The 13,838-nt window shown below is 68.0% G+C and carries 12 protein-coding genes; 4 read left to right on the forward strand and 8 right to left on the reverse strand.

Going from position 1 to position 13,838, the window contains the following annotated elements; genetic code table 11:
* Positions 1–130 precede the first annotated feature (130 nt).
* Both AC1DGI_RS10180 and AC1DGI_RS10185 read right to left on the reverse strand, forming a co-directional pair.
* Positions 131–910 carry a VOC family protein gene (locus AC1DGI_RS10180; RefSeq protein WP_476898704.1) on the reverse strand — a complete coding sequence of 260 codons (780 nt, stop codon included), beginning with the start codon at positions 908–910 and terminating at the stop codon, positions 131–133.
* A gap of 413 nt (positions 911–1,323) precedes the next feature.
* Positions 1,324–1,557 carry a DUF3073 domain-containing protein gene (locus tag AC1DGI_RS10185; RefSeq protein ID WP_441399942.1) on the reverse strand — a complete coding sequence of 78 codons (234 nt, stop codon included), beginning with the start codon at positions 1,555–1,557 and terminating at the stop codon, positions 1,324–1,326.
* 304 nt (positions 1,558–1,861) lie between these two features.
* Between AC1DGI_RS10185 and AC1DGI_RS10190 the strand changes: the two genes are divergently transcribed.
* From AC1DGI_RS10190 to AC1DGI_RS10200, 3 genes are all read left to right on the forward strand, one after another.
* Positions 1,862–2,977: a hypothetical protein gene (locus AC1DGI_RS10190; protein ID WP_476898705.1), complete on the forward strand. Its 1,116-nt coding sequence runs from the start codon at positions 1,862–1,864 to the stop codon at positions 2,975–2,977.
* Positions 2,978–3,098: 121 nt separating this feature from the next.
* On the forward strand, positions 3,099–4,031 hold the full coding sequence (locus AC1DGI_RS10195) for an ABC transporter ATP-binding protein (protein ID WP_476898706.1): 933 nt from the start codon (positions 3,099–3,101) through the stop codon (positions 4,029–4,031).
* Between the two features lie 5 nt (positions 4,032–4,036).
* Positions 4,037–5,353 (forward strand): ABC transporter permease, encoded by a 1,317-nt coding sequence (locus AC1DGI_RS10200; protein ID WP_441399937.1) that lies wholly within the window; start codon positions 4,037–4,039, stop codon positions 5,351–5,353.
* 90 nt (positions 5,354–5,443) lie between these two features.
* Here AC1DGI_RS10200 and clpB read toward each other — a convergent pair whose 3' ends face one another.
* A complete protein-coding gene (gene clpB / locus AC1DGI_RS10205; protein WP_476898707.1) occupies positions 5,444–8,101 on the reverse strand; it encodes an ATP-dependent chaperone ClpB in 2,658 nt (885 codons plus the stop codon).
* A gap of 755 nt (positions 8,102–8,856) precedes the next feature.
* Between clpB and AC1DGI_RS10210 the strand changes: the two genes are divergently transcribed.
* Positions 8,857–9,360 carry a carboxymuconolactone decarboxylase family protein gene (locus tag AC1DGI_RS10210; RefSeq protein ID WP_441399941.1) on the forward strand — a complete coding sequence of 168 codons (504 nt, stop codon included), beginning with the start codon at positions 8,857–8,859 and terminating at the stop codon, positions 9,358–9,360.
* 42 nt (positions 9,361–9,402) lie between these two features.
* Here the strand turns inward: AC1DGI_RS10210 and AC1DGI_RS10215 are convergent, their stop codons facing one another.
* The 5 genes from AC1DGI_RS10215 to AC1DGI_RS10235 all read right to left on the reverse strand — a co-directional run bounded on the left by AC1DGI_RS10215 (position 9,403) and on the right by AC1DGI_RS10235 (position 13,794).
* On the reverse strand, positions 9,403–10,485 hold the full coding sequence (locus AC1DGI_RS10215; RefSeq protein ID WP_441399935.1) for an SDR family oxidoreductase: 1,083 nt from the start codon (positions 10,483–10,485) through the stop codon (positions 9,403–9,405).
* A gap of 142 nt (positions 10,486–10,627) precedes the next feature.
* Complete coding sequence (locus tag AC1DGI_RS10220; protein ID WP_476898708.1) at positions 10,628–11,677, reverse strand: sulfate/molybdate ABC transporter ATP-binding protein; 1,050 nt, start codon at positions 11,675–11,677, stop codon at positions 10,628–10,630.
* Positions 11,674–12,588 carry an ABC transporter permease gene (locus tag AC1DGI_RS10225; protein ID WP_441399933.1) on the reverse strand — a complete coding sequence of 305 codons (915 nt, stop codon included), beginning with the start codon at positions 12,586–12,588 and terminating at the stop codon, positions 11,674–11,676. The genes AC1DGI_RS10220 and AC1DGI_RS10225 overlap by 4 nt, the downstream gene beginning before the upstream one ends.
* Entirely contained in the window at positions 12,566–13,387 is an 822-nt protein-coding gene (gene modA, locus AC1DGI_RS10230) for a molybdate ABC transporter substrate-binding protein (protein ID WP_476898709.1), read from the reverse strand. The genes AC1DGI_RS10225 and modA overlap by 23 nt, the downstream gene beginning before the upstream one ends.
* Complete coding sequence (locus AC1DGI_RS10235; RefSeq protein WP_441403386.1) at positions 13,384–13,794, reverse strand: TOBE domain-containing protein; 411 nt, start codon at positions 13,792–13,794, stop codon at positions 13,384–13,386. The genes modA and AC1DGI_RS10235 overlap by 4 nt, the downstream gene beginning before the upstream one ends.
* Positions 13,795–13,838 lie beyond the last annotated feature (44 nt).

Consider the following 13,838-nt stretch of genomic DNA (forward strand, 5'->3'; position numbering starts at 1 on the left):
CCCACGGAGCGCCCCTCACCGGCGGCCCCTCGCCTCGCAAGGCGGGGCCGGCCAGGGAACCCTGCCGGCGAGTGCTCCATAAGCGCCGTTTAGCCGCCTCATAACGGCACTTATGGAGCACTCGATCCGGTTAAACCTCCAGCAGGCTGAAGACGGCGCCGTGCGGGTCCCTGAGCGTGGCAATACTGCCAGCCTCTTCGACGTCTTCCGGTTCGGCCAGCACGACGGCGCCCGCGGCACGCGCGGCCGCCACGGCATCAGCCACGCTGGAGACGCCGAAATACAGCTGCCAGCCGGGCTCGAGGTTGCGCTCCGCCTGCGGCACGGTGGCGATCCCGGCCACCTCGGTGCCGTCCGCCATCAGCGTCGTGTAGGTTCCGCCGTCGTCCTGCGGGTATTCGGTCACCTCGTGGCCGAACAGCTGCTGGAAGCAGCCCACGGCGGCCTGCGGTTCGGGCGTGAGCAGCTCGACCCAGGCCAAAGCTCCCGGCTCCTCGGTGCGGGCCGCACCGAAGTGGGTCCCCGCCTCCCAGGCCCCGGTGGTCCCTCCGCCGGGCGGGGCGAAGAAGACCATCACGCCGGTGTCCGCGACGGCTTCGGGCCCGAACTCCAGCACTCCTCCGGCGTGCGACACCTCGGCGGCGAGATTTGCGGCGTCGTCAACGGCGAAGTAGACGTTCCATTGGCCCGGCGACCCCGCCTGTTGCTGTTGCGGATTCTGCGGCGCGATGACGGTGACGAGTTCCTGGCCCAGGAAGGCCTTGGAAAAGCTGCCGCCATCGGGGGTGGGCTGCTCCTCGTACCGCCAGCCGAAGAGGGCGGCATAGAACTCCTTGGCTGCCGCCACATCCGGGCTCTGCAGGTCAGCCCAGCAGACCTCGCCCTCAGCGAAACCGGAACGAATCGGCACGGTGGTTCCTTCCAAGAGGTTGCGGCTGCACGACTGCCCGGCGCGGATGCTGCCGGAACCATCAACCTAGTCCGGGCGCATCGGCGATGGCAATGCGGCTCCCCGCCCCGCCGATCCGACGGTTCCCTGCCGGAACGACGCCGGTACACGTCGAGTGGGCACGGAACCGTCGACGCGGCGGAGTGAGGCGGCAAGACCAGGTGCGCGAAAGGACTCGGCGCAGGGATGGGCCGCCGGGGGCGGGGATGCGGCTCGTCCAAGGTAGCCCGAGACCCGCGACCCCGGCAACTGCCGCGCGCCGGTGGCGAAACGCAGAAAAGCCCGCCGGGCACGCCCTAAACAGGGTGCGCCCGACGGGCCTGAAAATAGATGACCGGCTCCCTTCCTGGAAAGGAGCGCCGGAGGAGTGTCGACTAACCTATGCGACGGGTGTCAACCTCGTCGTCGTCTTCTTCCACATCGTCCGCGTACTTATCCACATAAGCCGAATAATCCGGTTCGACCGGTTCATCAGCGAAGTGGCTCGTGGCACGACTTCCCGGGCCCGTGAGCTCGCGCTGAAGGGCCGAATAGTCAGTGTTCGGGGAGTAGTACTTGATGTCCCGAGCCTGCTTGGTAGCTTTTGCCTTTTGACGGCCGCGCCCCATGGCGTGACCCCCTTTTGTACTTGGACCGGAGGTGGTCACCTTGGCTATCGGTGAGGCCCCGGAATGATTGGTCAATTTGTCGTACACCTAGATTACATGCTTTCGGCCGGGACTGCTCGCCGATACCGCCGCTGTGGACAGTGTCGCTCGTCCCACTGCACGCGGCCGGCACACCCGGCTCGGCAGCCCTCGGCATGCGGCCCGACGGGGTTCTTCGATAGAGTCTCTTGATGGGCGCCCGGAAACGGGGCCCCGGGCCGGGCATCCGGCCCCGGCAAATTGCACGGAAGGGGTGAATTCCCGAGTGACCGAAGAGCCTGTAAGCGACGAGAACGCCAGGCGCCGCGATTCCGGCACGCCTTACGTTCCCCGCGCCGATGGATCCGCCGAGAGTCAGGTTCCGGCTCCGACGGCTGGTGTGCCCGCCTCCATCCGCGTCCCGCCCCGGCCGTCCGCGCCGCCGACGTCGGCACTGCCGTTTGTTCCCGGCACTCCCGAAGCTGTTCCCGGCACTCCCGAAGCGGAGCCACTCGCAGCTCCCGGCACTCCCGAGGCGGAGCCACTCGCTGTTCCCGGCACTCCCGAAGCGGAGCCACTCGCCGTTGCAGGCGCCGCCGAGGCGGGGCCCGGCGCTGTTCCAGGCGCCGCCGAAGCAGAGCCCGGCGCTCCGTCCTCCCGCCGCGCTGCCGCAAGATCCCGCACCCGGGCGACGCCTCGGGCCACGCAGGGCTCGCCCGCGATGCCCGACGCGCGGGCTACCGCCAAGACCCCGAACCGCAAGGGCTCCTCGGGGGCATCCCAGTTCGGCAAGCTGGTTTCCGCCCAGGCGGCACGGCTCCGGACATCACGGCTGGGACCGCGCAGCCGGGAGTTTGGCCGCACCCTGTGGACCGGCGCCCAACGGCTGGGCCTGGCAAAGGTGGGAGTGGCCGCCGTCGTGGTGCTGGGCCTGCTGATCTGGGGGCTGACATCGCTCGGGACAGCCCCGCAGCAACCGTCGGCCGGGACCTCACCCGCTCCCGCCACCGGAGCCTCCCCCTCGGCCCCCGCCCGCGGCCCGCTGCCGCTGGAAGGCGTCAGCCCAATGGATTTCCGGCTCGGCGACTGCTTCAAGGATTTCGACGCGAATGCCCCCACTTCCACCGTGGTGGCCTGCGACACCGGGCACTCGGCGCAACTGGTGGCCGTCGAGTCGTACGCCGCCTCCGACGCCTACCCGGGCCGCGATCCGCTGAAACAGAAGGCACTGGACGCTTGCAAGGCCGCGGCGCTGACCGATAAGTCCGGGGACTACGCGTTCAGCTACAAGCTGGCCTACCCGAGCAATTCCAGCTGGGTCACCGGCGACCGGAGAGTGGACTGCTACTTCGTCGCGGACGGCGGCAACGTCATCAAGGAGTCGCTGCTCCCCCAGCTGTAGGGCGTGCCGCGGCCCGGCAAATGCCAGGCCGGCTGACGCGCCCATGCTCGCCCAACACGTCCGCCGCGCACACGTCTTGTCGTTGAGACCCGGAACACGTGCCTGCGGTTAGGCTGGTGCCATGAGGTTGGGGGACGCGGCCGCGGAGCCGCTTGTGCACATACAAGACTTCCGGATGGACTTCGGGGACAAAACCGTCATCAAGGACCTCTCCTTCGATGTCCGTGCCGGGGAAACCTTCGGGTTCCTCGGCAGCAACGGCTGCGGCAAGACCACCACGCTCCGGGCGCTGCTGGGAATCTACCAGCCCACCGCCGGAACCCTGCACATCGGCGGCAAATCCTTCGCTCCCAGCGACGGCGCCCGCCTCGGATACCTGCCCGAGGAACGCGGGCTCTACAAAAAAGAATCCGTGCTGGACGTGATGGTCTACTTCGGCAGGCTCAAGGGCCTCAGCAAGGGCCACGCGAAGGCCTGGTCGCGGGGCTACCTGGAGCGCGTCGACCTCGGCGACAAAGCCACGACCCGCCTGGACAAGCTCTCCGGGGGCCAGCAGCAAAAAGTGCAGCTTGGCGTGACCATCATGAACGACCCCGAGCTGCTGATCCTGGACGAACCCACCAAGGGCTTCGACCCGGTGAATCGACGACTCCTCATGGACATCATCGAGGAACAAAAGCTCGCCGGCGCGACGGTCATCATGGTCACGCACCAGATGGAAGAAGTGGAACGCCTTTGTGACCGGGTCATCCTGCTCAAGGACGGCACCGCCCGCGCCTACGGGACCGTCGCCGAAGTCCAGGAACAATTCGGCGGCACCCTGTACCGGCTCACCTACAGCGGAGCGCTGCCCTCCTCCCCGCTGTATGACGTAGTCACCGACGACGGCGGCAGGGCCGAGCTCTCGCCGCGCCCCGGCGGGGACGAGGCAACGGTCCTGCGGCACCTGATCGACGGCGGTGTCGCCGTGCGGTCTTTCACCACCGCGAGGACCTCCCTGGAGGAAGTCTTTATCAAGGTCTACGGCGAACACCACGAACTGGCGGGGGTTTGAACCCGATGACACAGCACACCCCGGAACCGCAGCGCGCCCCCGCAGCCCAGGCCACCCCGGTCGCCGTCCCGAAACGACCGTTCGCCCGGCATAACCTGGGCACCGTCGTGGAGTTCGAATTCATCCGCACCCTGAAGAAGCGAGGCTTCTGGATCGCCACCCTGGCGATCCCGGTCGTGATCGCGATCGTCTTCGCGCTCGTGTACCTGAGCAATTCCTCGTCCACAGCCAGCGCCGACGCCCAAAAGACAGCCTCCATGTCCTTCACCTACACCGACGACTCCGGGCTCATCGTCCCGGAGATCGCACAGGCCATGGGCGGGAAGAAGGCCTCGGATCCCGGGCAGGCCCTGCAGGACGTGAAAAAGGGCCTGAGCGACGCCTACTTCGTGTACCCCGCCGAACCCGCCAAGCAGTCAGTCAAGGCCTTCGGCGCCGACAAGGGAATTTTCGAAAACAACAAGTACGACGCCGTCGCCAAGCAACTCCTCACTGCCTCGGCCCAGGCCAAGGTCGGCTCGCCGCAGCTAACAGCCGCGGCCAGCGGCGACGTCAAAACCGAGACCCAGACCTACAAGGACGGTCAACTTACCGGCGGGTTCGGCTCCGCCGTGCCGCCTCTGATGTTCCTGGTGATCTTCTACGTCTCGATCATTCTGCTCTCCAACCAGATGCTCAGCAGCACCCTGGAGGAGAAAGAAAACCGGGTCACCGAGATGATCCTCACCACCCTGAACCCCACCACCCTGATCCTCGGCAAGGTCGCCGCACTGTTCATGGTCGGCCTCGTCCAGATCCTCGTCTTCCTCGCACCGATCGTCGCCGGTTTCATCTTCTTCCGTGACAAACTCGCCATCCCGGACCTGGACCTGTCCACCATCAGCTTCGAACCCGGAACCATGATCGTGGGCGCCCTGCTGCTGTTGGGCGGCTTCACCGTCTTCACCGGCGTCCTCGTTGCCATCGGCGCCGTCATGCCCAGCACCAAGGAAGCCGGCACGATCTTCGGGCCGCTCATGGGGCTGATCTTCGTGCCGTTCTATGCCATCAGCCTGATCATCTCCGACCCCCGCGCGCCCATCGTGCAGATTTTCACCTACTTCCCCCTCTCCGCCCCGATCACCGCCCTGCTCCGCAACGCCTTCGGCACCCTGAGCCCGGTCGAATCCGCGGTGATCATCGCGGAACTGTTCATCACCGGCTTCCTCGTCCTGCGGCTCGCGGCGCACCTGTTCCGCTACGGATCCATCCACTACTCCGGCAAACTCTCCATCGCCGGAACCTTCCGCAAGCGCAGCAAGGCAGGCGCCGCCGCGCGATAGCTGACCGGCGAGCACGGACGCACCAAGGGCTGCCAGCCGGCATAATGCGGCGGACAGCCCTTCAGCGCCTGCGTCGGATATGCCTCGCGGCTACTCCTTGCGGCGGACCGAGAGGCCGCTGCCGGTGGAGGCTCCGCCGTCCGGCCGCGCGGACGCGTCCGATCCGCCCATTGTGAGCTCCATCAGGTCAGGAGCCGTGTCCACCAGGACCGTGTCGCCGTCGGCAATGTCGCCGGCCAGGATGGCCTTGGCCAGCCGGTCGCCGATTTCCCGCTGCACCAGGCGGCGCAGCGGCCGGGCGCCGTAGGCCGGGTCGTAGCCGGTGACGGCCAGCCAGGCGCGGGCGCCCTCCGTGACTTCGAGGCTAAGCCGGCGGCCCTTGAGACGTTCGCCCAGTTCCTTCACCTGCAGCTCCACGATCTCGGCGAGTTCCTCGACGGTCAGCGGGTCGAAGATCACCACCTCGTCGAGCCGGTTCAGGAATTCGGGCTTGAACGAGGCATGCACCGTGGCCATGACTGCGGACCGCTTGGCGGCGGCATCGAGGCCCGGGTCCACGAGGAACTGGCTGCCGAGGTTGGAGGTCAGCACCAGGATCACGTTCCGGAAGTCCACGGTGCGGCCCTGGCCGTCGGTGAGGCGGCCGTCGTCGAGCACCTGCAGGAGAATGTCGAAGACTTCGGGGTGGGCTTTCTCCACCTCGTCCAGCAATAGAACGGAGTACGGACGACGGCGGACCGCCTCGGTCAGCTGGCCGCCCTCCTCGTAGCCCACGTAGCCGGGAGGGGCACCGACGAGCCGTGCCACCGAGTGCTTCTCCGAGTACTCGGACATGTCGATCCGGACCATGGCACGCTCGTCGTCGAAGAGGAAGTCGGCGAGGGACTTGGCCAGCTCGGTCTTGCCGACGCCGGTGGGACCCAGAAACAGGAAGGAGCCGGTGGGCCGGTTGGGGTCGCTGATCCCGGCGCGGGCGCGGCGTACGGCGTCGGACACAGCGGTGACGGCCTTGGTTTGGCCGATCAGCCGCTCGCCCAGGACGTGCTCCATGTCCAGCAGCTTCTGGCTTTCGCCCTGCAGCATGCGACCCGCCGGGATGCCGGTCCACGCCGAGATGACCTCGGCAATGTCGTCCGCGGTGACCTGGTCGGCGACCATCTGCCCGGACTTATCCGGCACCGATTCCTCGGCTTCGGCCGCGGCCTTGAGTTCACGTTCCAGGGCCGGAATTTCGCCGTACAGTATCCTGGAGGCCGCCTCGAGGTCGCCCTCGCGCTGGGCCTTGTCCGCCGTGGAGCGGAGTTCGTCAAGCTTGGCCCTCAGATCACCGACCCGGTTCAGGCCGGCCTTCTCCGCCTCCCAGCGGGCATTCAGGGCCGCGAGCTCCTCCTTCTTGTCCGCCATGTCCGCACGCAGGGCAGCGAGGCGTTCCACCGAAGCGGCGTCGGTCTCGCCGGTCAGGGCCAGTTCCTCCATGGTCAGCCGGTCCACCTGACGGCGCAACTGGTCGATTTCCTCCGGGGCGGAGTCGATTTCCATCCGCAGCCGGGACGCGGCCTCGTCCACGAGGTCGATCGCCTTGTCCGGAAGCTGCCGGCCGGAAATATACCGGTTGGACAGGGTCGCGGCGGCCACCAGGGCGGAGTCGGAGATGGAGACCTTGTGGTGCGCCTCGTAGCGTTCCTTGAGTCCACGCAGGATGCCGATGGTGTCGTCCACGCTCGGCTCGCCGACGTAGACCTGCTGGAACCGGCGTTCCAGAGCCGGGTCCTTTTCGATGTTTTCGCGGTACTCATCCAGCGTGGTGGCACCGATCAGCCGGAGCTCGCCGCGGGCCAGCATGGGCTTGAGCATGTTACCGGCGTCCATCGAGCTGTCCCCGGACGCACCGGCGCCCACCACGGTGTGGAGCTCGTCGATGAAGGTGACGATCTGGCCCTCGGAACTCTTGATCTCCTCCAGCACCGCTTTGAGCCGCTCCTCGAACTCGCCGCGGTACTTGGCGCCGGCCACCATCGAGGCCAAGTCCAAGGCGATCAGGGTCTTGCCGCGGAGGCTCTCTGGCACGTCGCCGGCGACGATCCGCTGGGCCAGCCCTTCGACGACGGCGGTCTTGCCGACGCCAGGTTCCCCGATGATCACGGGGTTGTTCTTGGTGCGACGGCTCAGGACCTGGATGATGCGGCGGATCTCGGCGTCGCGGCCGATCACCGGGTCCAGCTTGCCGGAGCGGGCAATCGCGGTCAGGTCGGTGCCGTACTTCTCCAGCGACTGGAAAGTGTTTTCTGGGTCGGCGTTGTCCACCTTGCGGTCACCGCGGACCCCGGGCAGGGCGGCGAGCAGGGCCTCGTGCGGGGCGCCCGCCTCGCGCATCAGCCGGCCGACCTCGTCGTTTCCGGACGCGAGGCCCAGCAGCAGATGTTCGGTGGAGACAAAGGAGTCTCCAAGGCGCTCTGCCTCGTTCTGCGCGTTCTTGATGGCCTGCATGGCCGTGCGCGAAAGCTGGGCCTGCTGCACCGAGCTGCCCGAGCTGGACGGCAACGCCTTGATCGCGGAACTCGCCTGGACGCTGACGGCATCCGGGTCGCTGCCGGTGGCGCGCAGAAGTGCGACGGCGACCCCCTCGCGCTGGTCCATCAGTGCCTTGAGCAGGTGGGCCGGCTCCAGCTGCGGATTGCCTGCCGTCGAGGCGTTCATGGCTGCAGCCGAAAGAGCCTCCTGGCTCTTGGTGGTGAACTTGGTGTCCAAAGAGAGCTCCTTCTGGGGTAAAACTGTCGTCAGGGTTGAGTCTAGACCGCTCAACTTTGGATGCGGGCCCCTTTAGTTCCATGTTTGCCCACGGCGAAACTGCTGTCTAGGGCCGGTGGGTGTGGGGGGTCAGGGTCGTGGGTGTCGTGGCGGGGCGCGGGGTGCGCCGCCAGCCCAAGGACATGCGCCTCCCTCGTGCCGCCCAATGGACATGCTCCCCCTTCGCTCCGCCCAAGGCAGATGCTCCTCCTTGGCCCCGCGCCGCGGTGGACATGCTCTCCCCTGCGTCCGGGAACCGGACATGGCCCCCATATGCCCATTCCCGGCACGTAGGACTGCGCATGCACCTTGGTCTGTTCCGGGCCGAAAAGTGGGCATGCGCTCCCGCGACCTCAGCCGCCGGACAAAGTTCGGACATGTCCATCAGCTGGTGCGGCGGCGCCAGAGGTGTCCGGCGCAGAGAAATGGACCTGCGCTCCTCTGCCCGCGACCAACGGACATAGTCCCCACATGTCCAACACCGGCACCCTGGACTGGGCATGTCCCGACGGGCGGCCGGGCAACACTGGACATGTCCGGGGTGAGCGCGCCAAAAATGGGCATGTCCATGATAAAGACGCGATCCGGCGGTCGGGTCCCCCAAGGAACCGGCCGCCGGATCGAAGTATCGCTGCAAAACAAGACTGTCACATATTTGACAGATTTGTCATATTTCGAGTCCGCGGATGTCGCCGGACCTCGGTAATCTGGGACGCATGAATGAGACTTCGGCCCCAGAGCACGGCACCCGCAGCGTTTTCCTGGACAAAGAGCACCCCGCGGCGTGGCGCGCGCTCAACGGTTTGGGCCTGAAAGCCAAGGAAGCCGCGACCGAGGCGGGGCTGGATCAGACGCTGATTGAACTGCTGAACGTGCGCATCTCGCAGATCAACGGCTGCGCTTTCTGCCTGGATCTGCACGTGGGCGATGCCGTAAAGGGCGGCGAATCAGCCCAGCGGCTGTCGGTGCTGCCGGCCTGGCGTGACACGGATCTGTTCACCGAGAAGGAACGGGCAGCCCTGGCCCTGGCTGAGGTGATCACGAACATTTCGGATGCATCGGCCCGCGAGCACGAAGGCCGCCAGGCGCGCAAGCACCTTACCGACACCGAGTTCGCCGCGGTCAGCTGGCTCGCGATCACCATGAACGCCTTCAACCGCGTCTCGATCGTCAGCCAGCACCCGGTGCGGAACAAGACCCGTAGCACCCAGCCCCGGTAGCCTGCCCGGCGGAGGCAGCCCGGAATCACTGACCGCCGCCGGTCACGGGATCAGCCGGTCCGCCCTCAGCCGGTCAAACAACCCGATGAAGGAATCCAGCGTCCGGCGGTACCCGGTGAAGCCCGCGAGCCGGCTCTTGCTCACGTCGGCCAGCACCTCGATGTTCCGTCCCAAGTCGCCGTCGGTGTGCCACCACGAGGAGACCCGCCCCAGGTCCGGCTCGGCGAGTCCGTGCCGTTCGGCCATGTTCGGCCACACCCCTTCCATGCCCCGCATTTGCTCCTCCAGCGGCCTGGGTTCGTCCGCGAAACCGATCGGTTCAACTCCAAAGTAAGCGGCGAGACGCGGCCACATCCAGCGCCAGCGGAAGACGTCGCCGTTGACGATGTTGTACGCCTGGCTGCCTGCGCCGTCCGCCGTGGCTGCCCAGAGCATGTGTTCGGCCAGCAGTCCGCTGTCGGTCATGTCCGTGAGTTTGTTCCACTGCGTCTCCGAGCCGGGGAAGATGAAGGGCCGGTTCAGTTCCTTGCAGATCGACGCCTGCACCGCGAGGGTGAGCCCCATGTTCATGGCGTTGCCCACCGCGTGGCCGATCACGGTGTGGGCGCGGTGCACCGACCAGCTGAACCCCTGGCGCTCCGCCGCTGCCCACAATTCGTCCTCTTGGGCGTAATAGAAGTTGGCAACCGGCAGCCGGGGTTCCTCCTCGTGGAAAGGCGTGTCCGGCATTTCGCCCGCGGCGTAGGCCTCGAACGGGCCAAGGTAATGTTTCAGCCCGGTCATCAGCGCAACGTGTTTCACCGGCCTGTCCCGTAACGCGTTGAGCAAGTTCCGCAGCAACGCGGCGTTGACCTCGATGTTCTCCCGTTCCGTGTCCTGGCGCGACCACGCGGTGAAAAACACATGCGTCGGGCTCTCGCCTGCGAGCGCCGCTGCGAGGCTCTCCGGCGAACTGAGATCGGCGCTGATCGGACGCGCGCCGGGCCGTTCAACCCCGCCGCGGGACAGGCCCAAAACATCCCATCCCGACTCGGCCAGTAGGGCGACCAGTGCGGAGCCGGCGATGCCGCTGGCCCCCACCACCAGCGCGGTCCGTCCATGGGCAAGGGCTGAGCTGTCGAGCACGTGATTCCTCCTGGTTGCGGGCGGGTCTCACCCTCCACCCTAGGGCCGGGACCCGACCCGCGCTTACCGGGCCGGCGCCGTTACCGCCGCCACCCTCCCTGCGGCCGCCGCTACCACCGTCCCCGAGTCCACCGCCGCACCCCTACGCCGGGTAGACCGACACGGCGGCCGCTTTGACCACGAAATACACCTTCACCCCCGGCGCGAGGCCGAGGTCCGCCGACGCGGCGGGCGTGACATCCGCGGACAGCTCCCCCGCCCTCACCCGGATCTGGTCGCCGTGCGGTTCCAGATCGGTGACAGTCACCGGGAATGTGTTGCGCGGACTGCCGTGCGCCTCGCTAAGGAAGACAGAGACGGCCGACGGCGGGAACGCTGCCACGCCGTTCTGGCCGGGCATCGGCGGGTCCTCGTGCCGGCCGGCGAATTCCTGGCCCGCCGCCGTCCGCAGCCCGGCCGTGGTGACGGTGCCGGCCACAAGATTCAACCCTGCCAGCCCGGCGGCAAACCGGCTCCGGGGCCGCTGGAGCACCTTCCGGGTGGGGCCTTCTTCCGTGATCCTGCCGCTCTCCATCACGATCACTCGGTCGGCGAGCATGTAGGCGTCCAGGACATCGTGGGTGACGATAATCGCGCGGCGGCCAGCCAGGACCCGCTTGAGCAGCCGCCGGAGCAGCGGCGCCGCGTGGACGTCCAGGGCGGCCATCGGCTCGTCCAGCAGCAGCAATTCCGGGTCCGCCGCCAGCGCCCGGGCCACCGCCACCCGCTGGGCCTGGCCGCCGGAGAGTTCCCCGGGGCGCCGTCCGGTCAACTCTGATGCGTCGACCTCCGCCAGCCAGTGCCTAGCCGTCGCCCTCGCTTGCGCCTTGGCAACCCCCGCACTGCGCGGACCAAAGGCAACATTTTCCAGGACGGTCAGGTGCGGGAACAGGAGCGGCTCCTGGGCCAGCAGGGCGGTCCCGCGGCGGTGCGGGGCGGTCCAGACGCCCCGCCCCTGCCCCAGCTCGAAGAGGATCCGGCCGTCTACTTCCGCCCGACCCGCATCGGGCCGGAGCAGGCCGGCGACGACGGCGAGCAGGGTGGATTTCCCCGCGCCGTTCGGTCCGAGCACCGCCAGGGTCTCGGTGGCGCCCAGGCTCAGTGAAACCTCCACGCCCCGCGCAGCGACCCCGGCTTCCAGCGTGAACGTCATGATCCCTGCCCTCCGGTGAGCGCCGCGCTGCGGGCACCGCTGCCTGCGCGGCTGCCGGCCCCGGGGCGGCTGCCCGCCGGGCCACCGCCAGGCGCCGGCCCCCGAAAGCTGAGTCCGACGACGACGACCGCCACCGCGACGAGCAGCAGCGACAGAGCGACGGCGGCGTCGGCGTCGGTCTCGCGCTGCAGGTAGATCTCCAGCGGCAGGGTGCGGGTGACCCCCTGGAGACTGCCGGCGAAGGTGAGGGTGGCACCGAATTCGCCGAGGCTGCGGGCGAAGGAGAGCACGGCCCCGGAGGCGAGGCCCGGCAGCACCAGCGGTACCGTGACGCGGCGCAGGACCGTGGTGGGACGGGCGCCAAGGGTTGCGGCCACGGCCTCGTAGCGGCTCCCGGCGGAGCGCAGGGCGCCCTCGAGGCTCACCACCAGGAACGGCAGCGCGACGAAGGTCTGGGCGAGCACCACCGCCGTCGTCGAGAACGCGATCTGGATGCCGGCGACTTCGAGGCTGCGGCCCAGCAGGCCTTGCCGGCCGAAGGTGTAGAGCAGCGCGATGCCGCCCACCACCGGGGGTAGCACCAGCGGCAGCAGCACGAAGGAGCGCAGGAGCCGCTGGCCTGGAAAGTCGCCCCGGGCCAGCACCAGGGCTAGCGGAACGCCGAGCAGGACGCAGAGCACAGTGCTCGCCGCCGCCGTCCGCAGACTCAGCCCCAGTGCCGTGAGTGAGGCCTCCGAGGTGACCAAGGGGATGAAGTCCGGCCAGTCGACCCGGGCTACCATGGCCGCGAGCGGAAGCAGGACAAACAGGCTCCCGGCCGCGGCGATGGCCAGCACCCAGCGCGGAATCCCGCTGTAGGCGCCGGCCCTTCGGTGGTTCACCCGTGTCCTAGCGGGCGCCGAAGCCGGCATCGGCCAGGACCTTCTGGCCCCCGGGCCCCGTCACCGCCGCAATGAACGCCGCCGCCAGCTCCTTGTTTTTGCTGGTCCGCACGGCGGCGATGGGATACCGGTTCACGGCCTTGGCCGCCTCGGGGAACGGCACTTCCTTTACCTTGCCGCCGGCCGCCTTGACGTCCGTGACGTAGACCAGCCCGGCGTCGGCCTCCCCGGACGTGACCTTGCCCAGAACGTCGGTCACGGACGATTCCTCGCTCACGGGCTTCAGGGTGGTGCGGGTTTCCTTCTCGATTGTCGCCGCGGCTGCCCCGCACGGGACCTGGCTCGCGCAGACGACGACCTTCACGCCGGGCTTGGCGAGGTCCGCAAAGGAGCTGACCGACGCCGGGTTGGCCGGGGGCACGGCGATCGTCAGCACGTTGGTGGCGAAGTCCGCGGGGGATCCTTCCACCAGGGAAGCGTCGGAGAGCTTGGTCATGTTCTTGGTGTCGGCGGAGGCAAACACGTCGGCCGGTGCGCCCTGGGTGAGTTGGGTGACGAGGTCCGAGGAACCGGCGAAGCTGAGCGCAACCTTGGTTCCCGGATGGCCGGCCTCGAACTCAGCGGCAAGCCTGGTGAAGGTGGACTTCAAGGAAGCCGCCGCGAAGACCGTGATGGTTTCCGGGAGCGCAGTGCCCTCCGTCGTGCCGGCAGCGGCGGAGGTTGAGCCGCCCGCCGGGGCGGACGTACCGGTGCCGCATCCGGTGAGGCCGGCGGCCAGGACGACGCCGGTAAGAAGGAACGGCGCGAGTCGAGTGCGTGGGATTCTCATAGGACGCTCTTCCCCTTGGAAGTTTCGATGATCACCGTGGTGGCTTTGACGACGGCGGTGGCCACGGAGCCGAGCTCCAGGCCGAGTTCGCGGACGGCCTCGCTGCTCATCAGGGAGACCACCCGGAACGGTCCGCATTGCAGTTCCACCTGGGCCATTACGGTATCGGCGGTGATCGCCGTGACCAGTCCGACGAAGCGGTTCCGGGCCGAGCTGCCGGTCCGGGCCGGGTCATCCGGCAGTTTTGCCTGCTCCCTGGCCAGGGTGGCGAGTTCGAGCCCGTCCACGGTGAGCCGGCCGGACTCGTCCTTGAGCGGCGTGAGGCTTCCGTTCTCCGTCCAGCGCCGGACGGTGTCGTCGCTGACGCCGAGGAACCGGGCAGCTTCGGAGACGCGAAAACTAGGCATACGCATACTGTAACCCGCATCTGCGGCGGATTGCGCGCCTTAAG

This window comes from Arthrobacter sp. 05N428_2 (genome assembly GCF_056397065.1).

Excerpts from the sequence above, each read along its gene's own strand:
- AC1DGI_RS10185 (WP_441399942.1), bottom strand. The coding sequence starts at position 1,557 with ATGGGGCGCGGCCGTCAAAAGGCAAAAGCTACCAAGCAGGCTCGGGAC.
- AC1DGI_RS10195 (WP_476898706.1), top strand. The coding sequence starts at position 3,099 with ATGAGGTTGGGGGACGCGGCCGCGGAGCCGCTTGTGCACATACAAGAC.
- AC1DGI_RS10200 (WP_441399937.1), top strand. The coding sequence starts at position 4,037 with ATGACACAGCACACCCCGGAACCGCAGCGCGCCCCCGCAGCCCAGGCC.
- AC1DGI_RS10210 (WP_441399941.1), top strand. The coding sequence starts at position 8,857 with ATGAATGAGACTTCGGCCCCAGAGCACGGCACCCGCAGCGTTTTCCTG.
- AC1DGI_RS10220 (WP_476898708.1), bottom strand. The coding sequence starts at position 11,677 with ATGACGTTCACGCTGGAAGCCGGGGTCGCTGCGCGGGGCGTGGAGGTT.
- AC1DGI_RS10225 (WP_441399933.1), bottom strand. The coding sequence starts at position 12,588 with ATGCCGGCTTCGGCGCCCGCTAGGACACGGGTGAACCACCGAAGGGCC.
- modA (WP_476898709.1), bottom strand. The coding sequence starts at position 13,387 with ATGAGAATCCCACGCACTCGACTCGCGCCGTTCCTTCTTACCGGCGTC.
- AC1DGI_RS10235 (WP_441403386.1), bottom strand. The coding sequence starts at position 13,794 with ATGCCTAGTTTTCGCGTCTCCGAAGCTGCCCGGTTCCTCGGCGTCAGC.